This window comes from Pseudomonas sp. 13B_3.2_Bac1, from assembly GCF_025466205.1.
GTDB lineage: Bacteria > Pseudomonadota > Gammaproteobacteria > Pseudomonadales > Pseudomonadaceae > Aquipseudomonas > Aquipseudomonas fluorescens_H.
In genome coordinates this window covers 63042-86815 of the sequence record NZ_JANLOG010000046.1, presented here as the reverse complement: position 1 = coordinate 86815, position 23774 = coordinate 63042, and the positions used below count along the sequence as shown (strand labels likewise).

General features: G+C 61.9%; 26 protein-coding genes. 11 read left to right on the top strand and 15 right to left on the bottom strand.

Going from position 1 to position 23774, the window contains the following annotated elements; all coding sequences use genetic code 11:
• Positions 1–2 precede the first annotated feature (2 nt).
• From NTD85_RS06990 to NTD85_RS06940, 11 genes are all read left to right on the top strand, one after another.
• Positions 3–935 carry an FHA domain-containing protein gene (locus NTD85_RS06990; RefSeq protein WP_103520932.1) on the top strand — a complete coding sequence of 311 codons (933 nt, stop codon included), beginning with the start codon at positions 3–5 and terminating at the stop codon, positions 933–935.
• Positions 935–2290: a FliI/YscN family ATPase gene (locus tag NTD85_RS06985; protein ID WP_262141788.1), complete on the top strand. Its 1356-nt coding sequence runs from the start codon at positions 935–937 to the stop codon at positions 2288–2290. The genes NTD85_RS06990 and NTD85_RS06985 overlap by 1 nt, the downstream gene beginning before the upstream one ends.
• Positions 2277–2729, top strand: coding sequence for a type III secretion protein (locus NTD85_RS06980; RefSeq protein WP_262141787.1), 453 nt, complete (start codon positions 2277–2279; stop codon positions 2727–2729). Before NTD85_RS06985 ends, NTD85_RS06980 begins: the two co-directional genes overlap by 14 nt.
• Complete coding sequence (locus NTD85_RS06975; RefSeq protein WP_262141786.1) at positions 2726–3277, top strand: type III secretion system HrpP C-terminal domain-containing protein; 552 nt, start codon at positions 2726–2728, stop codon at positions 3275–3277. Before NTD85_RS06980 ends, NTD85_RS06975 begins: the two co-directional genes overlap by 4 nt.
• Position 3278: 1 nt before the next feature.
• A complete protein-coding gene (sctQ, locus tag NTD85_RS06970; RefSeq protein WP_262141785.1) occupies positions 3279–4310 on the top strand; it encodes a type III secretion system cytoplasmic ring protein SctQ in 1032 nt (343 codons plus the stop codon).
• Positions 4307–4960, top strand: coding sequence for a type III secretion system export apparatus subunit SctR (gene sctR, locus NTD85_RS06965; protein ID WP_003225064.1), 654 nt, complete (start codon positions 4307–4309; stop codon positions 4958–4960). Before sctQ ends, sctR begins: the two co-directional genes overlap by 4 nt.
• Positions 4961–4967: 7 nt before the next feature.
• A complete protein-coding gene (sctS, locus tag NTD85_RS06960; protein WP_003225065.1) occupies positions 4968–5228 on the top strand; it encodes a type III secretion system export apparatus subunit SctS in 261 nt (86 codons plus the stop codon).
• Between the two features lies 1 nt (position 5229).
• A complete protein-coding gene (gene sctT / locus NTD85_RS06955; RefSeq protein ID WP_262141784.1) occupies positions 5230–6030 on the top strand; it encodes a type III secretion system export apparatus subunit SctT in 801 nt (266 codons plus the stop codon).
• Positions 6027–7118 carry a type III secretion system export apparatus subunit SctU gene (gene sctU, locus NTD85_RS06950; RefSeq protein WP_003225071.1) on the top strand — a complete coding sequence of 364 codons (1092 nt, stop codon included), beginning with the start codon at positions 6027–6029 and terminating at the stop codon, positions 7116–7118. The genes sctT and sctU overlap by 4 nt, the downstream gene beginning before the upstream one ends.
• 114 nt (positions 7119–7232) lie before the next feature.
• On the top strand, positions 7233–12194 hold the full coding sequence (locus NTD85_RS06945) for an AvrE-family type 3 secretion system effector (protein ID WP_262141783.1): 4962 nt from the start codon (positions 7233–7235) through the stop codon (positions 12192–12194).
• A 78-nt stretch (positions 12195–12272) separates the two neighbouring features.
• The gene (locus tag NTD85_RS06940) at positions 12273–12884 is read left to right on the top strand and encodes an aspartyl/asparaginyl beta-hydroxylase domain-containing protein (protein ID WP_262141782.1); all 612 of its coding nucleotides are present in this window, start codon (positions 12273–12275) and stop codon (positions 12882–12884) included.
• A gap of 55 nt (positions 12885–12939) precedes the next feature.
• Here NTD85_RS06940 and NTD85_RS06935 read toward each other — a convergent pair whose 3' ends face one another.
• From NTD85_RS06935 to NTD85_RS06865, 15 genes are all read right to left on the bottom strand, one after another.
• Complete coding sequence (locus NTD85_RS06935) at positions 12940–13257, bottom strand: HrpW-specific chaperone (RefSeq protein WP_262141781.1); 318 nt, start codon at positions 13255–13257, stop codon at positions 12940–12942.
• Position 13258: 1 nt separating this feature from the next.
• Positions 13259–14599: a pectate lyase gene (locus tag NTD85_RS06930; RefSeq protein WP_262141780.1), complete on the bottom strand. Its 1341-nt coding sequence runs from the start codon at positions 14597–14599 to the stop codon at positions 13259–13261.
• A gap of 132 nt (positions 14600–14731) precedes the next feature.
• On the bottom strand, positions 14732–15130 hold the full coding sequence (locus tag NTD85_RS06925; protein ID WP_262141779.1) for a type III secretion system chaperone: 399 nt from the start codon (positions 15128–15130) through the stop codon (positions 14732–14734).
• 98 nt (positions 15131–15228) lie between these two features.
• The gene (locus NTD85_RS06920; RefSeq protein ID WP_003225079.1) at positions 15229–15579 is read right to left on the bottom strand and encodes a hypothetical protein; all 351 of its coding nucleotides are present in this window, start codon (positions 15577–15579) and stop codon (positions 15229–15231) included.
• Positions 15572–15766 carry a hypothetical protein gene (locus NTD85_RS06915; protein WP_262141778.1) on the bottom strand — a complete coding sequence of 65 codons (195 nt, stop codon included), beginning with the start codon at positions 15764–15766 and terminating at the stop codon, positions 15572–15574. Before NTD85_RS06915 ends, NTD85_RS06920 begins: the two co-directional genes overlap by 8 nt.
• 100 nt (positions 15767–15866) lie before the next feature.
• Complete coding sequence (gene sctC, locus NTD85_RS06910; RefSeq protein WP_262141777.1) at positions 15867–17852, bottom strand: type III secretion system outer membrane ring subunit SctC; 1986 nt, start codon at positions 17850–17852, stop codon at positions 15867–15869.
• Positions 17853–17865: 13 nt separating this feature from the next.
• Complete coding sequence (locus tag NTD85_RS06905) at positions 17866–18276, bottom strand: type III secretion system chaperone (protein ID WP_003225083.1); 411 nt, start codon at positions 18274–18276, stop codon at positions 17866–17868.
• A complete protein-coding gene (locus NTD85_RS06900) occupies positions 18263–18484 on the bottom strand; it encodes an HPr kinase (RefSeq protein WP_003225084.1) in 222 nt (73 codons plus the stop codon). The genes NTD85_RS06905 and NTD85_RS06900 overlap by 14 nt, the downstream gene beginning before the upstream one ends.
• Before the next feature lie 63 nt (positions 18485–18547).
• Positions 18548–19153: a type III secretion system stator protein SctL gene (sctL, locus tag NTD85_RS06895; RefSeq protein WP_262141776.1), complete on the bottom strand. Its 606-nt coding sequence runs from the start codon at positions 19151–19153 to the stop codon at positions 18548–18550.
• A complete protein-coding gene (locus NTD85_RS06890) occupies positions 19122–19751 on the bottom strand; it encodes a hypothetical protein (RefSeq protein WP_262141775.1) in 630 nt (209 codons plus the stop codon). Before NTD85_RS06890 ends, sctL begins: the two co-directional genes overlap by 32 nt.
• A complete protein-coding gene (sctJ, locus tag NTD85_RS06885; RefSeq protein ID WP_103483513.1) occupies positions 19748–20542 on the bottom strand; it encodes a type III secretion system inner membrane ring lipoprotein SctJ in 795 nt (264 codons plus the stop codon). Before sctJ ends, NTD85_RS06890 begins: the two co-directional genes overlap by 4 nt.
• A 9-nt stretch (positions 20543–20551) precedes the next feature.
• A complete protein-coding gene (gene sctI, locus NTD85_RS06880) occupies positions 20552–20908 on the bottom strand; it encodes a type III secretion system inner rod subunit SctI (RefSeq protein WP_201137602.1) in 357 nt (118 codons plus the stop codon).
• A 32-nt stretch (positions 20909–20940) separates the two neighbouring features.
• A complete protein-coding gene (locus tag NTD85_RS06875) occupies positions 20941–21858 on the bottom strand; it encodes a DNA-binding protein (RefSeq protein WP_003225093.1) in 918 nt (305 codons plus the stop codon).
• 68 nt (positions 21859–21926) lie between these two features.
• On the bottom strand, positions 21927–22133 hold the full coding sequence (locus tag NTD85_RS06870) for a hypothetical protein (RefSeq protein WP_003225095.1): 207 nt from the start codon (positions 22131–22133) through the stop codon (positions 21927–21929).
• 118 nt (positions 22134–22251) lie between these two features.
• Positions 22252–23193, bottom strand: coding sequence for a sigma 54-interacting transcriptional regulator (locus NTD85_RS06865; RefSeq protein ID WP_003225097.1), 942 nt, complete (start codon positions 23191–23193; stop codon positions 22252–22254).
• Positions 23194–23774: the final 581 nt, after the last annotated feature.

Below are 23774 nucleotides of genomic sequence, written 5' to 3'. Positions count from 1 at the left end.
CGATGAAACCCGAGATGATGTATGAGCTGCGCGTGCTCACCGGTTTGCACCGGGGTGCGGCGCTGCCGTTGAGCGGTGGCGAATGGTGCATCGGTTCGGCCCAGAGCGCCGACCTGGCGTTGTACGACCCCGGCATCAAGGATCGCCACTGCCTGCTGCGGCTGGTCGACGACACCTGGTCGCTGGCCCGCAAGGACGGCCCGGTCACCGACAGCGAGGGGCACAAGGTCGATGCCATCGCCACCCTGCAACCGGGCACGCCGTTTGCCCTCAATGGTGTCTGGCTGTCGGTGGTCAGTGCCAACACCGAATGGCCCGCCGAGGACGAGCCTGAAGATCAGCCGCAGGCATCGACAGAAACTCCATTGCCGCCCATGAATGCGGAGCGCGACGCTGACATAGCCGCCCCGACACGCTCGCGTTCGCTGCTCGGCCCATTGCTGTTGCTGGGTGCGCTGTTGCTGTTTCTCGCCACATTGATCTGGGGCATCAACACCCCGGCGCAACCGCCGACGCCGCTGCCAGTGCCGGGCCGAACCGCGCTCAAGGATGCCGCCGAAGTCCGTCAGGTTCTGCAAGACATGCTCAAGGAGCGTGAGTTGCAGAGCCGGATCAGCCTCGTCGAGCAACCGGGCAAAATCCTGCTCAAAGGCCGTTTCGACGAGGACGATCTGCTGCAATCGACCGAACGCATGCTGCTGCGTTTCGAGCAGCAGTATCGCAGCCCGTTGCAGGTGCTCAGCGACCTGCCCGAAGCCACCCCGCTGCTGCCGTTCAGCATTGTCCAGATCAGTCTGGCGCGCTTGCCCAACGTGTTGACCAGCGATGGCCGGCGCTTGTTTCTCGGCGACGAAGTGGCTGGCGTGCGGCTGGTCGGCATCAGCGAACATCAAGTGGTGTTCGAAGGTGATCGGCGCATCGAGGTGAGCTGGTGATGCAGGATGCCATCGCACAGTTGCAGCAATGGTGCGGGCAACATCGGCAACGGATCGAACACTGCGCACCGGTAGCGATCCACGGGCGCATCACCGGGGTCAGCGGCATTTTGCTGCACAGCCGCATGCCCCGGGCGCGGATCGGCGATCTGTGCCAGATCCAGCGTGCCGACGGCAGCGAGGTGATGGCCGAAATCGTCGGGTTCGACCGTGAACACACGTTGCTGGCGGCCCTCGGCGCGCTGGACGGGATAGCCATTGGCGCGCGAGTCACACCACTGTTCCAGCCGCACAGTCTGCTGGTCGGCGATCACCTTTTAGGCTGCGTGCTCGACGGCTTTGGCCGCGCGCTCAACGGCGAAGGCCTGCAGGCGTTTGCCGAGGCCGGGGCGATTGGCGCGCTGCCGGTGATTCGCGATGCCCCTGCCGCCAGCGAGCGCCCGCGAATCGAAGCACCGCTGGCCACCGGACTGCGCGCCATCGACGGTCTGCTGACGCTGGGTGAAGGCCAGCGGGTGGGGATATTCGCCGGCGCCGGCTGCGGCAAGACCACCCTGCTCGCCGAACTGGCACGCAATACCCCGTGTCAGGCCATCGTGTTTGGCTTGATCGGCGAGCGCGGACGCGAGCTGCGTGAGTTTCTCGACCATGAACTGGATGCCGAACTGCGCAGCCGCACCGTGCTGGTCTGCGCCACCTCCGACCGCAGCAGCATGGAGCGCGCCCGCGCTGCGTTCACCGCCACGGCGATTGCCGAGGGCTTCCGCCAGCAGGGCAAATCGACGCTGCTGATCATTGACTCGCTGACCCGCTTTGCCCGTGCCCAGCGCGAGATCGGTCTGGCCAGCGGTGAGCCGGCCGGGCGCGGTGGCTTGCCGCCGTCGGTCTACAGCCTGTTGCCGCGTCTGGTGGAACGCGCCGGGCGCACCCACGACGGCGTCATCACCGCGCTGTATTCGGTGCTGATCGAACAGGACTCGATGAACGATCCGGTCGCCGACGAGGTGCGCTCGCTGCTCGACGGCCACATCGTGCTGTCCCGGCGCCTGGCCGAACGCGGGCATTACCCGGCAGTGGACGTTCTCGCCAGCCTGAGCCGGACAATGAGCAATGTGGTGGGAACCGAACAGCAACACGGGGCCACACAGTTGCGCCGACTGATGGCTGCTTATCAGCAAGTGGAAATGCTCATCAAGCTCGGCGAGTACCAGCCTGGCAACGACCCGCTGACCGATTGCGCCGTGGACGCTCGCGCCCGCATCGAGGCCTTCCTCCAGCAATCGCTGCGCGAGCCGGTGACGCTCGATGAAACCCTGGATCACCTTCTGCAGGTAACCGCCCATGCTCCAGTCTGATTCCGATTACCAGACCCCGGCCAATGCCGACCTGACACCGACGCTCGATCTGCTACTGCCGATCCGCCGCCACCGTTTGACCATGGCCGAACAAGCCTGGCAACGCCAACGCTCGGTGCTCAGCGCCTTGCACGGCCGGCTCGAACAATTGGCCGGTGAGCTGCGCGAGCTGCGTGACCAACACCAGCAAGGCCGCATTGACCAACGCGACGCCCACGTCAATCGGCGTCTGCTGCTCACCGAGATGAACCAGTGGCTGGTCGGCGAACAGCAGGCTCTGCGCAAAATCGAGCGGGTCGAGCAAAGCTATCAGGCCTTGCAGGACGAACATCGGCAACAGCAGCAATGGACGGAGGACAGCGAGCAGCAACTGCGGCGGCGCCAGCGCGATGTGGAGAAACTCGACTATTTGCGCGACCTCGCACGGGATGTCTCATGAATCCGCGCCACGCCACACTCAAACCGCCACCGCGTATGCCCGAAGCCCCGCGCCCACGTCAGGAAACCACGGCCTCGGCCTGGCCCACCAGAACCGAACGGCGGCAGGATCTGCGCGGTGAAATCCGTGACGAGAGCGAGCATTTCGAACACTTGCTGGATACCCTGGGCAACCTCGACCGAGGCCTGCTGGCCGACTTTGGCGGTGCCGGTTTTCAGGAGCCGCAGCAGCAGAATTCCGGTTCCTCCGCAGACAGTGCGGCGGCACCGGAGCAGCGCGACATCGATTGGTGGCAAGCACTGCTGGAACGTCTGGAGCAGCATCTGGATGATCCGCAACCCGGCGTACTCGAAGCGCATCTGGAGCTGCCCAACCTTGGCCCGGTCAAGGTCAATGTCATCCACCACGGCGCGGCGCTGGAAATCGCCGTGCACATGGCTCCGGATGCGTGGCGCCAGGTCGAGCCGCTGCAACAGACCAGCGCGGCGTGGCTTGCCCGGCAATTGGGACGCGCGGTGCGCCTGCGGTTGCACCGGGAGGGCGTTTGACATGACCGTGCAAGCGTTGCGCCTGCGCAACCTGTCGTCGGCCGAAGCCCAGGTGCGCGAGCGCCTGGGCGCGGGCCTGTGCCTGAACCTGACGCAACCGGCGCCCACGTCCCTTCATCTACGGCTGGCCCCGACCGCCTTCAATAGCGAGCCCGCCACAGCGCTCGAATCAGTTTGCGGCCGGTTCTGGCTGGACAACGCAGAACCACTGCTGAGTGCGATCTCCGCATGCCCGGCGATCCTTGCCGACCCACTGACTGCCAGCACGCAATGCTCCTGGTACTGGCCGCTGTACAACCAGTACCTGGCCCCTGAACTGCAGGCGATATGGAGCCCGTTGCAAACGGTCATTGCACCGCCCGAGCCGGGGCTGGACTGTCTGCTGGAGCTGCGCGGCGCGACGCTGGGCACCCACACCAGCCGTCTGCGAATCAGCGCCGAGACCTTGCTGCGCTGGCTCGAAAACGCGGCCTGGCAAAGCAATGCCGGCAACGATAACGACCCGATCTGGCCCGTGCATATCCCGTTGCTGCTGGGACATTGCAGCCTGAGTCGCGGCGAATTACTCGGCCTGCAACCGGGTGATGTTCTGCTTATCCACCAGGCCCTGTTCAGCGCCGACGGCCAGGGCAGCCTGCAGATCGGCGCCTGCCGTCTGCACCTGCGTCAATTGCCGGGCACTGCCCTGCACTTCACCCTCACCGAACTGGAAGACCTGACGATGAATGCCTCTCTGGATCACTTCGCCCTCGCCGATCAACCCGTGCCCAGCGAGGTACAGCCCTCAGCGCCGGGTGCAGAATCCACGCGCTTTGACGACCTGCCGCTGGCCCTGACCTTGCGTGCCGGCAGCCTCCACTTGAGCCTCGGCCAGTTGCGTAATCTGGGGGTCGGCTCGGTGCTGCGATTCAACGGCTGCACCCCGGGGGAAGCCACGTTATGTCACGGCGAGCGGGTGCTGGCGCAGGGCGAACTGGTCGACATCGAAGGCCGTCTGGGCTTGCAGATCACCCGGCTGGAGCCGCGCCTGTGAATGTGCAGGATGTCGACCCGCTGACCCTCGCCCTGTTCCTCGGCGCCCTGTCGCTGGTGCCGCTGCTGATGATGATCTGCACCGCGTTCCTGAAGATTTCCATGGTGCTGCTGATTACCCGCAACGCCATCGGTGTGCAGCAGGCACCGCCGAACATGGCGCTGTACGGCATCGCGCTGGCGGCGACGCTGTTCATCATGGCGCCGGTGTTCAACGACATGGGCCAGCGCTTCCGGCAGTTGCCGCAACGCATGGACAACTTCAGCGCCATGCAAAGCGCCGGCACCCAGGTGCTGGAGCCGTTGCGCCTGTTCATGTCACGCAATGTCGATCCCGACATCCAGACCCATCTGCTGGAAAACACTCAGCGCATGTGGCCGGCGCCGATGGCGGCCAAGGCCAGCCGCGACGACCTGCTGCTGATTGTCCCGGCGTTCGTGCTCTCGGAATTGCAGGCCGGGTTCCAGATCGGTTTTCTGATCTACGTGCCCTTCATCGTGATCGACCTGATCGTCTCCAACATCCTGCTCGCGCTGGGCATGCAAATGGTGGCGCCGATGACCATTTCCCTGCCGTTGAAGATCCTGCTGTTCGTGCTGGTCGATGGCTGGACACGACTGCTCGATGGCCTTTTCTACAGCTACCTGTGAGGGCGCCATGGATACATTGACGCTGTTCAAGCAGGCAATGTTGCTGGTGGTAGTGCTGTCGGCGCCGCCGTTGATCGTGGCGGTGATCGTCGGCGTGCTGACCTCGTTGCTGCAAGCGGTCATGCAGTTGCAGGACCAGACCCTGCCGTTCGCGATCAAACTGGTCGCCGTGGGCATCGCTCTGGCGTTGACCGGACGCTGGATTGGCGTCGAGTTGATGCAATTGGCCAACCTGGCATTCAGCATGATCGCGCAGACGAGGGCCTGAAATGTTCCAGCCGGCCTTCACTGAAGTCTCCGAATCCATCCTCGCTCTGACGTTAGGCATGGCGCGCCTCTATCCCTGCCTGTTTCTGGTGCCGGCGTTCGCCTTTCGCGAGATCAAGGGCATGCTGCGCCACGCCATCGTCCTGGCGTTGGCGCTGGTGCCGATGCCAGGCATCCGCGCCAGTCTGACCGGTCACGACCTGGGCTGGATCGACCTTGGCGGGCTGGTCTTGAAAGAGAGCCTGATCGGCCTGCTGCTGGGCCTGTTGCTGGCGATGCCGTTCTGGATGTTTGAGTCCATCGGCTGCCTGTTCGACAACCAGCGCGGTGCGCTGATCGGCGGCCAGATCAACCCGGCATTGGGCGACAACACCTCGGAACTGGGGCACATGTTCAAGCAACTGTTGATTCTGTTGCTGATCCTCGGCGGCGGTTATGCCGCGCTGACGCAGGTGATCTGGGACAGCTACGCGGTGTGGCCGGCCAATCACTGGCTGCCAATGCCCGCTACGGATGGCTGGGATCTTTACCTGAAACTGCTCGCCAGCACCTTTCGCTGCATGGTGCTGTACGCCGCGCCGCTGGTGGGTTTGTTGTTGCTGATCGAGTTCGGCATGGCGATTCTCAGCCTGTACAGCCCGCAGTTGCAGGTGTCGACGCTGGCGATGCCGGCAAAAAGCCTGGTCGGTCTGGGCTTTCTGGTGCTCTATCTGCCGATGCTGTGCTGGCTCGGCCAGGGCCAGTTGGCGCAGTTGGGCGACTTCAAACACCTGCTGCCCTTGCTGCTCAAGGCCACGCCATGAGCGAAAAAACCGAGCAGCCGACGCAGAAAAAACTCGCCGATGCCCGCAAGAAAGGTCAGGTAGGCCAAAGCCAGGACGTGCCCAAACTGCTGATCTTCGGCGCACTGCTCGAGCTGATCCTGGGGCTGGCCGACGGCGGCATCGCCAGGCTCAAGGCACTGATGAACCTGCCCCTGCAGCAGATCGGCCGACCGTTCGGCGCCGGCGTCGGCGAGGTGTTGACCAAGGCCGGCTGGGACTTGCTGCTGTTCATGCTGCCAGTGCTGGGAATTGCCGTGGCCATGCGTTTGATCGGTGGCTGGGTGCAGTTCGGGCCGCTGTTCGCGCCCGAAGCGCTCAAGCTGGATTTCGAGCGGCTCAATCCACTGAATCAGTTCAAGCAGATGTTCTCTTCGCGCCAGTTGTTCAACCTGCTCAACAGCCTGTGCAAGGCGTTGCTGATCGGTGTGGTCCTGTACCTGGTATTGCCACCGGCGCTGGGCGATTTGATCGGTCTGGCCAGTGCCGACCTGGACACTTACTGGCAAGCCATGATCGCCCTGTTTCGCCGCCTCTCGCGTATCTGCCTGGGTTTGCTGCTGGTGCTGGCGGTGGTGGACTTCGCCCTGCAGAAGTACTTTTTCATCAAGGGTCAGCGCATGAGCCACGAAGACCTGCGCAAGGAATTCAAGCAAATGGAAGGCGACCCGCACATGAAGTCGCACCGCAAGTCACTGGCCCGGGAAATGCTCCAGCAGCCGGCCGGCGCGGCTGCGGCCAAGGCGCCGGTGGAAGAAGCCGATTTGCTGCTGGTCAACCCGACCCACTATGCCGTGGCGTTGTTCTACCGCCCGCAGCAAACCCCGCTGCCACGCATCATCGGCAAGGGCCACGATGCCGAGGCGCGGGAGCTGATCGAGCGCGCCCGGGCGGCCGGCGTGCCGGTGATTCGTTATGTGTGGCTGGCGCGCACGCTGTATCGCAGCGAAGTCGGCCAGTTCATCCCGCGTGAAACCCTGCAAGCGGTGGCTCAGGTCTATCGCCTGCTGCGTGAACTCGACGATCAGTTGCAGGAGCAGACCATTGAAATGCCCGGCACACCCTACTGAACCACCAAGGAACCAGCTCTCGGCGACGGCCACTCAGGGCAAAGGAATTTTTCCTGAACGCCCAAGGCGGACGTAACGACCCCGCCGTGTCAGTCCATGACCTGGAGCTCTCCCATGGAGTCATCGATTCAACGGACGGCGTCGCCGACGCTGGCGCCCCTCCCGCAGACCACCCACAACCCGCTGGGCCTGGAACAACAGCCGCAGGCACCGACCCAGCGCAGCAGTCACACCTTGAGAGATCTGGGTCGACGCCTGCTGAACCTGGTCGGCCATGTCAAACAGGACACCCAGGCGACGCCTCGCCTGTCGGCCCCCTCCTCCTCGGCCAGCAACGCCAATCCGTCGGCGGCAGTGGAAAGCGAACCGCAGGCCTCGTCTTCGAGCGCCGGCAACACCGGGCAAACGCCGCGACTGAGCCGCAGCAACGCCGCGCACTTCAATGGCCAAGAAGAGCGCATTCAGCGCCGCACGCCGAGCGACGACAAGTCGCCGGAGATACATCTGGATGCCAAGGGCCAGCCGCAATTAAGTGATTTCAAACCGGCTGCGGTCGCCGATCTGCTGCACAGCACCTTGACCCGATCCGGGCAGCACTATCAGGCCAGCGCCAGTGACCGCAATGGCGAGGACCATCTGCTGCTGGAGCCCCAAGGCCATTTGCTGCACATCAAACAGACTCCGACCGCCGTGACAATGCTGCGCAGCAGCCAGCCGGCCGGCCCGCAGGAAACCGGCAAAGGTCAGTCACCGACACTGGTCCTGCAAGACCAGCAAGCACGCGTCAACACCGGCAACGCTTTGGACACGATTGGCCGCGCGCATCTCGGCCATCTGACCGGAATCCATCAGGATCGCGACGGTCAGCCCCTGCGTCTGCACGAAGAAAAGCTTTACGAATTCGATCACGCCAGCCGCACCTGGAGCACGCCGCCGGGCAGCGAAGACATGCAGTTCAGCCATCTGTCGAGTCAGGGCAACGGCAAGTTGTATGGACAGATCGGCGATCATCTGGTGGACCTCACCAGCCGCGATGTACCGCACGTTGAAATTCCGCAACTCAAGGCCTTTTCAGTCGGCGTCAATCAGCATGTCGCGACCCTGAGTGGCGAGCAGAGCCGTACCCTGCACCTGTTCGATCTGGCACAGGAAACCCCGGCCACCGGCGCCGGCAAGACGCTGATCCTCAATGGCGGCCTGGCCGAAGCCAGGCACATCGGACTGAGCCCTGAGCGCTTGTTCGTCAGCGACACTGAAGGTCGTCTGTACAGCGTCAAGCGTGCGGATATCGATGCCGAATCGTCGACCCTGCAACTGATGCCCGAGGAGCACTTCCACCCCGAAGGTGAACGCCTGGGCGGCAAACATCAGGTCAGCGGTTTGCTCCATGACAATCAGGGCGGTTTGCAGGTGTTGCTCAGCGATCGCGCCGGGCAGACCCACACCCATGCGCTGGACGAGCCCAATCTGCGCCTCAAGGATGGCTGGAATCTCAGTGACGCGCTGGTGCTGGACAACAAGCGCGGCCTGCCCGGCAGTGCCGCGCCAACGCCGGCGCAGACCTTCGACCTTGATCGGCTGGGCCGGGTGGGCCTGAGCGATCAGCGTGTGCAGCGCTGGGACTCCACCAGTCAGGACTGGAAGGACACCGGCATCAAGGACGTCGAGCAGTTGCAGCGCGGTATCGACAGCAAAGCTTATTTGCTGCAGGACGGGCAGCTGAAAAAGCTCGATGTCAGCCCCCATTACAACACCGTCAACGTCGGCGGCAGCCACACCCTGAACCAGCCGCCGCGCTCAACCAAGGTTGCACTGGGCGAGCCGCTGGCCGGCCTTGAAGAGCGCCATATCACTGCATTCGCGATGCTCAACGACAAGCAGTTTGTCGCCGAGGACAGCAACCAGCGCCTGACCGCGCATCATCCCGACGGCACCAGCAGCGACCTCAGCCGCCTCGATCTGGAAGGCACCGTGGCCTCGCTGGCACTGGACGAAAATCACAACCTGCATGCGCTGACCACCGAAGGCAAACTGTTCACTCTGGCCAAGGATGACTGGCAGGCCAAGCCCGACCAGCCGCGCCCTGAGGCCAGCTGGAAACCCGTGCCGCTGCCGGCCGGGCAACGGCTGCAAAGTATCCGCACCGGCGATGACAATCGCTTGAACGTGACCGTCAGGGACAACCCCGAGCAACCGCCCTTGCAGCTCAAGGACCAGACCTGGCAACCCGTGACACCGCGCCCGGCCGACCATAACGCCCTCAGCGACTTGTTCACGCGAGTGCGCGGCGGCGAGAAAACCGCAAGAATTCCCGGTACCGGCCTCACCGCACGCCTGAATGCCAACTTCATGGGCCGTGGCAACGTGGAAAACCCCAACCGTGCGCCCACCCGTGAATTCATCCGCGCCAACATTTTCAAACCGACGCTGGAAACCCCGCGGGTACTGAAAAATATCGGCAACCACATCCAGCATCACCACCACGGCCGCGAAGGTTTGCGTCCGCTGTACAAGTCCGAAGGCGAGCTGTTCAAGCGTCTGGAAATTCTCAATCACGATCAGCCCACCGCGCCGCCGGGGCGCGATCTGAAGTCGCGGATCAGTCAGCTCGATCTTGGCCCGCAAGGCGCCGACCTGCTGCAGGATCTCGAATCCCTGCGCGGCGAGCTGGAGGACAACAGCCTGCGGGCCACCCGGCATCTGGGCCAGCAGCACGGCAAGTCGAAACTGCTGCAGCAAAAGGAGGGTTTGCTGAACATCCACGGCGAACTGGCGCCGGCATCACGACGCACGCAACTGAGCATGAAACTGGAAAACCTCGGGCAAAAACTCAATATCGCCAGCTCGGGTCATGACCTGCTCAAGGAGGTGCAAGGCGCACTCAAGCAGGTTGCACCGTCAGCGGACAATCCCACCGGCGCCCTGCTCAAGACCCTGCAGGACAACGGCATGAAGCTCTCTCATCAGAAGGCCGATATTCCCCTCGGGCAACGCCGTGACGCCAGTGACAGCCAAGGACTGACCAAAGCCCGGCTGGCGCTGGACGTGGTGACGCTGAAGGACCTCGGCGACCTGCTGGGCAGGGTGGAAATGCTCCGCCCCGACGCCGACAACAGCCAGCAGCTGGCGCAGTTGAAAAAGCAATTCAGCGATTTGCGGGACAAGACCTACGGTGAACATCCGGTGAAGCAGATCACCGACATGGGTTTCACTGATCACGCCAACCTCGAAGCGTCCTACGACGGCATCAAGGCCTTCCTCAACGGGTTCAAGAAGGAAGACCACGCCACCAGCGTCAACCTGCGGGCCGCAACCGGCAGCAAGACCCAGGCGGAACTGGCGGACCAGCTCAAGTCGGCGCTCAAGCAACTCGAACACCCCGACGACGAAATTGCCCTGCAACGCAGCTACGGACTCAACCTCAGCACGCCGTTCGTGTCGCTGGCCAACAAGGGCATGGGCCCGTGGCCCAGCGGTGCGGTGGGTGGCGGGCGCAATTACAACCTCAACGCCGAGCGTGGCGACAAAGGCGTGACCGTGTACCTGCAACGTGAAGGCTCGGGGATGGCCAGCGGTGGCGTGGGTGGCGGCAAGGACTACTGGCCGGGGTTCTTCAAGGCCGGCGAAGTGGACAAGTTCACCAAGGTTGATATCGGCAATGATCGGCAACTGACCCCGGCGTTTCGCCTGGGCGTGGACGTCACCGGCACCGCCACCCGCACTCAGCGTGACGGCGTGGTGTTCACCGTGCCTGACGAAGGCATCGATCAGTTCGTCGACAACCTGTTCAGCGGCAAGATGAGTCCGCTTGAAGTGATGAAAAAAGGCGTCGATCACGAAACCCAGAAAGGCCTGCGTTTCAACGTCGACGTCAATGCCAGCGCCAGCGCCGAGATGCGCGTCGCCCTTGGCATCAGCGACAAGGACAGCTCGCCGTTATCCGCCGCCGCACGGGTCGGTGTCGGCGGCACGGTCAACGTCAACCTGCTCAACTACACCAACTACTCCCTCGACCAGCACAGCAACAAGGGCGAGTTGCAGGAAAGCAGCCGCAACCGTCCGCGCGCGCTCAACAGCTTCGGCGGTTCACTGTTCGCCCGCGCCCAGCTCGCCGGCAGCAATGCCCAGCCGTCCGGCGCCTCGCAGGGCGTGGTCGCGCCACTGGGTGGCAGTGCGACCGTCAACGTCGACAACAAGACCAGCAAACGCGTCAAATTCACCTTCAAGGAAGCCGAACCGCTGACCAGTGCCAACCTGAGCAAACTCGGTGGCAGCCTCGGCGCCGCGTTCAAGGATCCGGCGTCACAACAGATACTGACGCGACTGGCCGATACCGCACATGCCGACTACGCAGGCCTCGGCCCCAAGGAAAAACTGCAAAAGCAACTGGACGGTCTGCAGCGACACTTCGCCGACAAACCGGCGGAAAACGACGAGCAATACGCAGCCCTGCGCGCGCTCAAGCGGGCCGGCGTGCAGCAACAGGCGGCGGAGGCCAGACACAGCCTGCTCGACGGCGGACGCTTTGAAAGCTCCTACACCAACCTCTCGCGTCTGGACGAGCAAGGCGTGGTGTCCAAGGTCATGAGTCTGGTCAGCCCGATGCACTCGCCGAGCAACGCTGAGCGCGTCTCGGCGTTGCTCGGCCAGGACCCGACGCTCAAGGCCCTGGTCAAGGATCTGCAAGGCACGCCGGGAACCCTGGCGCGAGTGCGCCTTGAACTCAAGGACTCGGTGCAGGACCGCATCGATGAAGACAGCCGCCGAGGCGACCTGTCGCAGAAGGAACTGGCGGCGCTGCTCAGCGACCGCGACAACATGCGGATCAAGGCCATCACCGTGTTCCAGAGCGTCAACCAGCCCGAGAGTTTCACCTCGCCGCTGCCCTTGGTCAGCTACAGCAGCAGTGCTTCGCTCAACGTCAACAAGACGCTGGGCAAGATCAACTTCAGCTATGGCCAGGATCAGGACACCCCCAAGAGTTACTTCCTCGACGGCGAACTCTCAAGGCCTGGGGCTTCGCTCAAGGCTACGGTGGATGCCTTGAAGAAAGACGGCCTGCAACTCAAGAGCTGAACCTGCCTGCCTTCGCCGTGGTCCGCGTGGCCACGGCTTTTTCTCCAAGCGATTATCCAGACTCTCCAAGGAGGCCACATGCGTCCTGCGTTTTATCCCCTCGACGATTTTCCGTTACTGGCCGAACTGGCCGCGCAATGGCCGTTGATGCAGCACGAGGTGCTGACGTTGCAAGCGCCGGTGCTCGACATCGACCGCACTGACAAGGCTCATGAACAGATTCACCACGAAGTCACCACGCACCTGCAACAGGGCGGCGACTATGGCTGGCTCAAAGGCTGGGGCGACGCCGGTGGTAACCGCGACTGGGTGCAATACCCGCTGCTGTTCCGCGATCAGGTACTGCCTCCCGCCCGGGCGGCACTGCCGCGCACGGTGGCGCTGCTCGAAACCCTGGCCGGGCTCAAGGTCGCCGCCCTCGCTCGACTGGAGCCTCACGCCTGGCTCAGCACTCACCGTCATCCCGAGGTCTGCGAGGAAGGCCTGCTGCAAATGCACCTGACCCTGGGCGCGGCCGCCGAACGCAACTACGCCTACCTGAACGTTGCCGGCGAGTTTTATCAGCATCGCTGCGGCACGGCGGTGATCTTCGACGGCTCGCAGGATCATTTTGTGGTCAATGCCAGCGATGCACCGCGCACGATCCTTTATCTGGAATTCAAGCAGGCACGCCTGCAGGGCCAGCACTGAAGCGCAATAAAAAACGGGCGCCTGTCACCAGGTACCCGTTTTTTTATGGTGGCCGTTAGCGGCGCGGCTGAGCGTTCGCTTCCTGCAAACGCTCAGCCAGCAAACGGACAATCCAGTAGGCCGTCAGCGCAGCTGCCTGCTGTAATTGATCCGTTGCGCCATGCGGCTGGAAATCCTGTTCCAGGCTGTCGATGTAACGCGCCAGGCTGAAGCGCTCACTGCGGCGAATCGCCGGTTTTTCGAGGCTCGCCCGCAAGCTCTGACTGACCAGAGCGATGGCCTGTTCGAACGCCTGACGCTGACGGGCATCCAGCTCGCCATTGCCATGAACCAGCGCCTTCCAACTGCTCGGGATTGAAGGCTGGGCGCTCATGTCAGACCTCCTGGAACCGGGTCGACTCGGGCAGCTTGCTGTAAGCGTTCTGCACGTTTTTCAGGTCGATGTTGTGAGTGCTGATGTTCAAACCCTCGCTGTCGCTTTTGACGAAGGAGAACTTGCCGTTTTCGGCGCTGATATTGCTCAGATTGAGGTTCCAGTTGCCCTGCTGACCACCGTTGGTGCGCATGAAGGTGCCAAAGTCCTTGGCCTTGAAGTTGTCGACATTGACGTTGGCATCGGCATTGAGCTGGAAGATCTTGTCCGCCGCGCCCTGGGCACTGCTGTTGGTGATGTTCAGGTGGGTGGTCTTGGCGCCGCCGTCCTTCACCGTCAGGGCATCTTCGCCGACATTGGTCCAGTGCACGTTATCCACGTTGACTGGCTCCTCGCCGTTTGCCTTGACGTGCACGCCATCAGCGCCGTTTTCGCCGATGATCACGTTTTTCAAAGTGGCGCCTTCAGCCAGTTCGAACAGCGGTTTCTGCGACTCGCCCTGACCACCGTCGCCCAGTGCGGCACCGGCAGTGAAGGTCTTGCCGCCGCCGTCGAACACTTCGCCCGGCCCGACCTTGATGGTGCTGTTGACCACGGTCGGGTTGCTCGAAGCGGTCGGGAACATCACCGGCGCTGCACCGCTGTTGTCCAGAACCGGTGCCCCAGCTTCCGGGTTCGGGCTGACACCGGCGTCCGACACCGGCACAGTGTTGCCGGTTACCGGTGCGCCGCCCTTGCTTGATGTGCCACCACCGTCGGCTCCCGGCGTGCCAAAGGTATCGGGGTGGCTGTCCATGAACTGGGCGATCATCTCCAGCAGCTCCTTGAGTCGATCGTCGCCGGACACTTGTCCGCCGCCCTCTGCAGTCGGACTGATCGCGCTGTTCAGGGAGCCTTCGCCAAGGCTCTTCATCAGCGTATTGACCAGATCCTCGGGGCTCGAACCAGCGCCAGCCCCTTGCGTGCCCCCCACACCCTTGGCCTGTGCGCCGTCACCGCCCTGAGCACCGTCGCCGCCGAGGATCTTCTCGAACAGTGCCATCAAGACCTGAGTCAGCAACTCTTTGGACGACTCGCCGCCACTGCCCTCGGTGGCGGTTTGCCCGTCCTTGCCCGACCCTTGCAGCTTCTGCAGCAAATCATCGCCGGCGCTCTGGTCGGAGGCGCCGGCTTCCTTGCCCGACGATGAGCCCAGCAACATCTCGGCCAGCATGCTGGCCAGATCATGCAACCCGGAAGCACCGGACGGCGCGTTCTGACCTGGCAGCGTGCTCTGATCCAGCGACAAACCGGCCACCGACCCACTCTGTGAAAGCCCTGAAAAAACACTGAAATCTGCCATCTGCATCGTACCCCGTTGCTGAGAGAGTCCGGATCGAGGCCGGGATGGCCTCCGATCCACCGTGCTCGCCGCAGCACTGTGCGGCGACACGCCCTCTGTGTGGCCGGCGCTGACAGGCAGTTCCTTCGTCGATCAATTGAGCAGACGGGCCAGACTCACACGGGTTTCCCGTACCTGGGCAATAAAGCCCTGCACCAGCCCACCGAAGGTGTCTTCATCGAGTCGAGCCAGTTCACGGGAAGTACACAGGCGCACGTCGCCCTGATCCAGGGCCAACCAGCAGCCGCGCAAAGTCGCGACATCGAAGTTCATGCTCAGCAGACGTTGCAGGTTCTCCGCCCCCGGTTGCGCAGTGCCCAGGCGACAATGCAAAACCACGGTTTCGCTGTGTTCCGGCAACTCGATGACAGCCGCTTGAATATGGTCGCGGTCATATAACGCACAGACGCCGCGCTGAAAGGTAAGTGGCGTACCCAATTGGCTGGCCAACTGGGCAATTAAACGCTGGATGATGGACTCGGAGTTCGCCATTGCTTTTCCTGTAGTTGATTTCGCCGGACAGCTGCCGGTACGAAACATGAGTGGAAAAACAACGACGAGGAGTTCCGTTCAGAACAAACATTGCGAAATCAGTGTTTCAACCCGGCCAGCGACAAGAGTTGAGCAAGTAACGCCTGTAGTTGTTCTCCTTGATATTCATTGTTGAGTTCATGCCAGACCACGAAAGTGTGCTGGCTATCCAGGCAAATGTAGTAACCGTCGTAGGATTCAACATTTTCGAAACGCCGTTTAAGCGCGTCCGAAAACAAATCGGGACGTTGTGCCTGACGCTGGATATTCAGCGCCAGCCCCCAGCCCAGACTCTCCTTGCGACACACGAACTCAATGCCCGGAGCCCATTGCCAGGCACTGGCCTGCTTCTCGCCGATACGCGCAAGAAAATCCTGTTGATCGGTACTTTGCAAAATCGTTTCAGTCATTCAGAGACACCGTACTGTATTCGCCGCCGCCATCCCGTAATGCGGGAGACCACCAGACATTCAACTCGGCAATATTGGCGCCAAGTTGCTGACAATCACCTGAACCACATGAAGCTTCTGGAATTAAAGTACAAGCGCTCAACAAAAGCAGACTCGCTGCCACAATAATGGCCTGGTACAACTTCATCTCGTCACCTTCCTTGTCGGACGCTACATCCTTTTTCGGCCACCCATTGGGCAGGACGGCGAAAAAACGATGCAGGTCTCGTTATTTTTTATAACCCCCATCACTGTGGGGGCAACATCGATATCCGTGCCGGTGTTGCCGCAGGCGTTGCAGTCGCCGTCGGTCGTAAAGCCACGAAAATCTCAGTTGATTCACCAGGTTGCAACAGGAACTTGGGCGCAACTGTTACGGCCAATGTCTGTGATCCTGAACAAGCTGCCGGGTCAATGCGCTGCGGTGTGGCACTGGTGTTTTTCACCACGCCGACCGCCACCCGATAATCCGTTGCGTTGAACCACTGCATCCGCTGCCGATCCAGCGTGAGCGTCGCTGGCACTTTACACAGGTCGCCCAAGGCCGCACCAGATGATGACTGTTTGATATCACCCGGGATAGCGCCCTTGACCAGACCGGCAAAAGTCGCGGCTATCGCTGCACGCAAAATCGCAGGTTTTCCCGGTTCACGGCCGGACGCCAGCGCCCGGTCGAGTTGCCCGCGGTTTTCACTGGCCACATAGCGCGCCGGGTCTACCTGGTCGCCAATCAGGCGTGGTGTCAGGATGAACAAGCGCTCGCGCCGCGACGTCTGGCGCTTGTTGGAGGAAAACAGTGGCCCCAGCAACGGAATCTGTCCGAGCACCGGAACCTGTTGCTGCTGGTCGCCACGCTCATCGACGTGGAAACCACCGATCACCAGCGAACGGTTTTCGGCGATCACCGCCTGAGTGCTCACCGTGCCGCGTTTAACGGTCGGCGTCTGTTGGTCGCGAACCTGCTCCAGCTGGCCATCTTCGATATCGACGATCAACTGAAAACGATTGTCGCCACCGCCGGCAATGGTGCGCGGAATCACTTGCAGGCTGGTGCCGGCCGTAACCGGTTCAATCGTCGCCACGCGTTCGCCGGTGGCGGTGATGTACTGCGTGCGGCTGAAGTCGATCACTGCCGGCTGATTTTCCAGGGTCAGCACCGAGGGACGGGCGATCACCGAGGCCACGCCCTGCCCCTCCAGTGCCTGAATCTCGGCGAAGAATCGGTCGAAGTCGCGTATGAACAAGGTCGACGAGCCACTGCCGAGCAGCGAGCTACCCGCCGTGACGCTGCCAGCACGGGCCGACCAGCGCGACTCCAGGGTGGTCAACTGACTGCGGTCGATATCAAGGATGATCGCGTCGATCTCCACCAGTTTGCTCGGCAGATCCAGCTGCTCGATCAGTTGCTGGTATTGCCCGCGCTTGTCCGGGTTGTCGTAAATCAGCACGGCGTTGTTGCGCACATCAGCGGCAACGCGCCGCTGTCCACTGGCGTTGGACTTGACCTCGGCACGGCCGCTGACCCGCTCCGTGGCCAAACGCACGATCTTGCCCCGGGCAGTATCAGCCATGCTCTGCAGCGCATTGATATTGGCCTTGGGGTCCAGCGCTGAAGGCGTCGTGGAGCGCTGGTTTTCCAGCAGCCCTTCGAGAATCGCCGCCACGCCGGGAATGCTCACGGTTTGCTCGCGGTACTGAATCTGCCGGTCGGCGACGGCCGCAAAACGCAGAGGAAACATCATCACCTGCTGCTTCTCGTCAGGCTTGATCTTCTCCTTGCTGAAGCTGCGGATCAGCTCGACATAACGCGCCGGCCCGCTGACCAGCACCACACCTTCATCGGGCAATTCGCCCCAGCCGAAACGCTTGTCCAGCAGGCCGATATCGGTCAGCGCCTGTTTCAGATCCGGCGCGGCATCGGCCGACACTTCGAGGCGCTGTGCAACCTGAGCCGATTGGGGGCTGATGTACAACTTGCCGTTGTAGACGAACCACTGAAACTGGTGTTCCAGCGCCAGTCGATCGAGAAATTCCACGGCATTGGTCGCGCGCAATTTGACGTCGAGCATACCGCTGACACCGGTCACACTCAGGCCGACCCCAAAGGCATTGGCGAAATCCCTGAGCACGGTGTCCAGCGGAGTTTGTGTGGCTTCGTAGGCGTAAGCCGATTGCCCCCAGTCAGCGGGGACCGCAGCCAGGGTCGGCAACGACAGTGCCAGTAGCAGGGACATCCCGCACAAATGCTTAAACATACCGGTGCCCCAAAGGTAGAGCGTGATGCCGAGGGCGCACCGGTGCCGGGGTATGGGCCAGCATCGCTTCCCAGACTTCACGCTGATTGGCCAAGGCTTCCAGCGCGGCGATGATCGGGCTGACACCGTCGAATGGCAGATAGCGCACCAGACACAGACGCCGCTCCTGCGGGTCCAGCGCCAGGGCGGCGCTGAAGCGTCCGAGACTGGGGCCGGACAAACGCAGAGCCGCTTCAAGGTCGGCGTCGCCACCGCGCCAGGCGACACTCAATCCGGCACAACACAGCACTCCGGCGGGTCGCCGTTGCAGGCGCACCGATTGCTGATCGATCAGCAGCGTCAGCTCGCCCTCACCACTGTCCAGCCAGCGTTGCACGGTGACGCTCAGCTCAGCGGATTTCATTGATGATTGCCTTGGCCAGGTTGTGCTTGACGACAATTTCCTGATTGGCCGCCCAACTGGCGGTGGAGGACTGGCGGATCGCCGAGTTGAACGCGTGCCAGTCATCCGGGGAAAACGCATCCAGTGACAAAGCCGCGGAATCCAGATCCTTTTGCGTGTGTTCGAAGGTGTTGTCGAGACGGCGGCGCAGTGCATCAGAAGACAGCATGGTGAGACTCCAGGTCCGAAAACTGCCCACTGAGTGGTCAGCCTTCGAGTTTGGTTCCATGCGTTATCGCACTGATTGCGCCGGGACTCGCGGCAATGGCCAGACCTGGGCGACCAGGGCGCCCCACGACAGGCTGAAATCCCCCAGCGCCGTTCGCAGGCACAGGCTGTCCGGCGGCAGTTGCGGGTCGGCGCGGACACTCCACAGCGCTTGCGTCGTCTGCAACTGGTGGCTGACGGCATCCAGCTCTGCAGGATGACAGTGCAGCACGCCTGCTTCATCCGAGGGCTGAGCTGCGGCGAGCTGGCGCAATAGCGCCTTGATACGCTCCGGTTGCACCGTTTCGCCCAACAGACACTGCATGGCCTCGCTGACCAATGTTTCGGCACTGGCGATAATGTCCGTCCACATCTGTTGCCGCTGCTGCTGCCATTCGTTGAGCAGCGCGTCCGCCTGACGCCAGACCTCGGCCCGTGCCTGCTCACGGGCCTCGTCGGCCAGTTGCGCCGACTGCCGGCGTGCCTGAGCGAGGATGCTTTCGGCATTGCTGCGGGCAGCCTCCAGCAGCTGACTGGCCAACAGATTTTGTTCGAGGATTTCACGGCGCAGAACCGGGCCGTCGGGCAACGCCTGAGGATCACTGAACGTCAGACAGCGGCGAGTCAACATGGGGCGTTCCTTGTTCATTCGGGACAGTAAGGGCGTACCAACTGACGGCCTGCCACAGGCTCGTCAGGCGTTGCCCCGGCAGCGAAGCGAAACTCACACGTTCGGCATCGACCACGCGCGAACGGGCAAACGTCAGACGCAAGCGAGACCAGGCCGACTCCCCCACCCACGCCCGCAACAGGCGCAGGCCGCGAATCTCGGCAGTGTCGGCCAACGCTGTCGGCGGCAACCAGTTTCCCGGTTGCAGCGCCTTGCCCAGACGTCGACACCAGATCAGTTCGGGCTGGCTCAAGCCCGGTGGTTGCGGGGTCTGGCTGCCCGCGCAGACCGTTGCCACCAGGTTCAACACCCGCCGCCATTGCTCACGATCCAGGCTGAGCAACGGCAACAGAACGGGGTTGGGTGTGGCGGGCCAATCGGCGCTCATGCCCAGATGCGCATCCAGCCACGGCCCCGAATGACTGCGTAAAAACGCCAGGCAGTGTGTTGCAACGTTCTGCTCGCCCAAAGCCCAATCAGCCTCGGCTTGCCGTGCGCCCTGCACCCACCAGCGCACCCAGGCCAGCGCTTGCTCCGGAGAAACCGCCGGCACAGTCATCGCGGATCGGACGGCGTCGGTCTCGCCCCGCCTACCGCTTTGCCCAGGCGCTGACGCCATTGCGGGTTGAGCACCAGCAATCCGCCCGCCAGCAATAACGCCGCCAGCACACACAGCCCGGCAAGCCACTGCCAGAACTGCCAGCGTTCCTGAGTCATGCGCAGCGGGCCGATACTCACCTGTTCCTCGGCCTCCTGATAGCTCTGGGCGGGCACGAAGATCACCGCGAGTTTCTTGTCATCGGCGCCGCTGATTCCCGGAATGCTGCTGGCAACCATGCGCCGGATGCGTGGCAGTACACTGTCCGGGTCGAGTTCCGCGCGGTGTTTGATGAACACCGCTGCCGACGCCGGTTGCACCGGTTCGCCCGGCGCCACCCGTTCCGGCAGCACCACGTGAACCCGGGCCACCACCACACCGTCGATCTGCGACAGGGTCTGCTCCAGCTCCTGGGACAAGGCATAGAGGTACCGCGCGCGCTCTTCCAGCGGCGAGGAAATCACCCCTTCCTTGCGAAACACTTCACCCAGGCTGGAGCGCGAGCGGCGCGGCAACCCCACGGCTTCGAGCGCCCGCACCGCCCGGGAAATGTCACGGGTCGCCACCAGCACCGCGACGCCGTTCTTGTCCAGCCGCTTCTGCGCATCGATGTGCTTGCCGGCCAGTTCCGCCAGCACTTCGTTGGCGTCCTGTTCGGAGAGGTCGCGATGCAGCTCCATACGCTCGCCACAACCGCACAGCAGCAGGATCATCAGCGCCGGCACAAGCCGCCTGAATGCCTTGAAATGCATGGTCTGGCCTTATTGAAGACTGGTGAGTTTTTCTACGCTCTGAGCAGCCTTGCTCACCAGTTTGGCGCTGAGCAGGCTCTCCAGATAAAACGAGGACAAGGACCGGTTGGCCTGCAACGCCTGCTGCGGATCGGTGGAGCGCGATGCTCGCTGCAAGTCTCGATCGGCCTTGTCGGCATCCTTTTGCAGGGCCGTAGAAGCCCGGGCGATCGGCGAATCTGCCGCCTCCTCGCGCGGTGGCCGGGCAGCGGCCTGCTGCATCTGTGAGTTAAACCAGGCAATGTCCGCCTCGGCAGGCGGCCTGAGCGGCAGCCCTTCGGTAACGGATAGACCCGAGTGGTTAACTGTTACCCCTGTAATCGCCATTCACGCTCTCCTGCCGGGACGAAGGTTTACAATCAGCCGCGATAGCTGGTGGAGCTTTGCTGTACCAGCACCGACAAGACGTTGCCGGCCGCGATGCTGGCGTCGGTTTTCAGGGTGTTACCGGCACCGCCGTTAAGGAAGTTCTGCTCGGCATTGGGGAACAGTCCGCCCAGTGAATTGCCTTGGGCACTGCCCTTGACCTCACCCTTGATCATGTCGATGGCTTTCTGGAACTGCTTGCTCTCGCCTTTGGACATGAACAGATCGCCCTCGGACAACTCGCCCATCCAGTCCTTGGATTTGCCGTCCGGTTTGCCGAACTCTTCCGGGTGCATGTCCATGAAACGCGCGACTTCCTTGAGCACGTCCTTGTCGTCGTTGGAGAAAGCCATTTCACCCTTCGCGTCACGCACGGGGTTGCCGGTTGGCTTGAGCAGGTTGTCGAGTTTTTCTTCGCCCAGATTGCCCAGCAACGACGACAGCAAGTCTTGGATACCGCCACTGCCCTGACTGTTGCCGGTATTGCCGGCGCCCGGATTCCAGCCGCCATTGCTGCCACCGACGTTGCCGCCGTTCTGGGTGCCGCCGCCGAGAATGTCCTTGATCAGACCTTCCAGACCTTGGGTGAAGGCCTGTTTCTCCTCTTTGTTGAGGTAGTTGTCCTCACTCAGCTCATCACGCCAGCTGCGAACCTTGCCGTTGGCATCGTCGGGTTTGCCGAATTTGTCCGGGTTCTTGTCCATGTAGTCGGCGATCATCCCCAGCAGCGGGTTTTTCGCATCACGGATGTTCGCGCCGCTGCCGTTTTTCTCGAACAGTGCCTCGCCCAGCAACGAGGCGATCTGCCCGGCGCCGCTGTCGGAGTTGCTCTGCAGATTGCCCAGGCCGGAGGTATTGAAACCGCCCTGGAACGAGGTGGTCTGGGGCATGCTTATCGAAGTGGAAAACATAGATGTGCTCCTGCTTGACTGCGCAAGTCATGGCCCTCTCGACCGGAGTCGAGAGAGCCCACGACCACTTAGTAGTTGATCGCCTTGCCGGTCTGCTGGGCAGCGTTCTGCGCTTTGGTGGCAGAGTCCTGATAGGCGCTGGCGATACCGTTCACGGTATCGGTCATCATCTTGTTGGACTGAGCCTGGGCGTTCATGGTGGTGGTTGCTGCAGCAGTGGCGTCCATCTGCGTCATGGCAGCCATCGAAGCGCCAAGGGATGCGGTACCGGCCATAGTGTTACTCCTGATAATCGAAGGTTGTTTGAACACCCCAATGGTGTTCGAACAGTGAGTGGTCGATTCTCGGAAGCGGTTCCATGAGGTCGGCAAATCGATGCGCACAAACCCGAGATCACAGCTCGGGGGAATCGATGCTCAGGCTTTTCATACGGTGGTAAAGGGTGCGTCGGGGGATCCCCAGTTCGCTGATCACCGCGTCAATGCACTTGTCGTGACGGCTGAGGCAATCCTGGATCAGGGTTTTCTCGAACAGGCGCAAATGGCTTTTGAGCGGCACGCCGGACTGGCAATCACCGAAAGGTGCATCCATCTGCAACGCAGGCATGCCCAGCACGAAACGCTCGGCAGCGCATTTGAGTTCTCGGATGTTGCCCGGCCAGCGATGGCTGAGCAGACGCTTGAGCAGGTCGGGGTCGGGTTGCGGAATCGGTTGATGGTGACGCACGGCGGCTTCATTGACGAAGCGCTGAAACAACGGCTGGATGTGTTGCAGGCCCGAGCGCAAGGTGGGGAGCTGGATCTTGATCACATTGAGGCGAAAAAACAGGTCGCGGCGAAACTTTCCCTCTTCCACCAGTTTTTCCAGGGGGGTCTGGGTGGCGACGATTACCCGCAGATCCAGCGGCACAAAGCGCGTCGAGCCCAGGCGCTCGATACCGCGCATCTCCAGCACACGCAGCAACTTGGCCTGGAGCAGCAACGGCATGCTATCGATTTCGTCGAGATACAGCGTGCCGTGGTTGGAGGCTTCGATGTAGCCCGCCCGGGACTTTGACGCGCCGGTATAGGCGCCGGCCATGACCCCGAACAATTCACTCTCGGCCAGTTGTTCGGGCACCGCTGCACAGTTGAGTGCAATCAGCGGTCCCTCGCGACAGGACAATTGATGAATACGTCGGGCCAGCGTGTCCTTGCCGGTGCCGGTTTCGCCTTCCAGCACCATATCGACCTTCAATGGCGCAGCCTTATTTATGAAAGCTTGCAGCGTCCCTGCACTGTCGAGAACTTCATGTTCCCAATGCGTAGAGTGATTATTCGAAAAACCCCCGGTCATCTTGTTCCCTCATGATGATCACTTCTGTCGGGCTCGAGGAATACAGAACGCCGCACCTTCCTCAACGCAAAACACTGGAAGGAGAATCGACGTCGCGAACGCAATGTATGCCTGCCACACCATTCTTTTTTTTCTGGACGATAGAGATCAGCAGGTACCCGGCGTTCATTTTCACAGCCAATCCCCCACTGACTGGATCTGCCCGGCAATGCTTGCATGAACGACGGCGACTTGTATTTGCGCAAATCTGCCGCGCGACTGTCAATCGAGCAGACATCCGCTGTCAGGCAGTCTATGCAGCCCGTTCGAGCCGGCAAAATTGAAATTCAACAGCTCAATCATAGGGAATATCAATAACCCTGACATCTTGACGCTATCTGCGAAAGTACACCTCAAAAAGCGCCAGAAAACTTCAGGGATCTCAAAATGAATAGCCAATGGTAATACCCGCTTACTTTCTCTCGGATTAAACATTGAGAGGCTGTTTATACAAACGCTGCATGACAAATCTTGCAATAACTATTAACTTACCGCCGCCCCGACCGATGGAGGGTCGGGCATTCGCACTCAGTTAAGGAAAA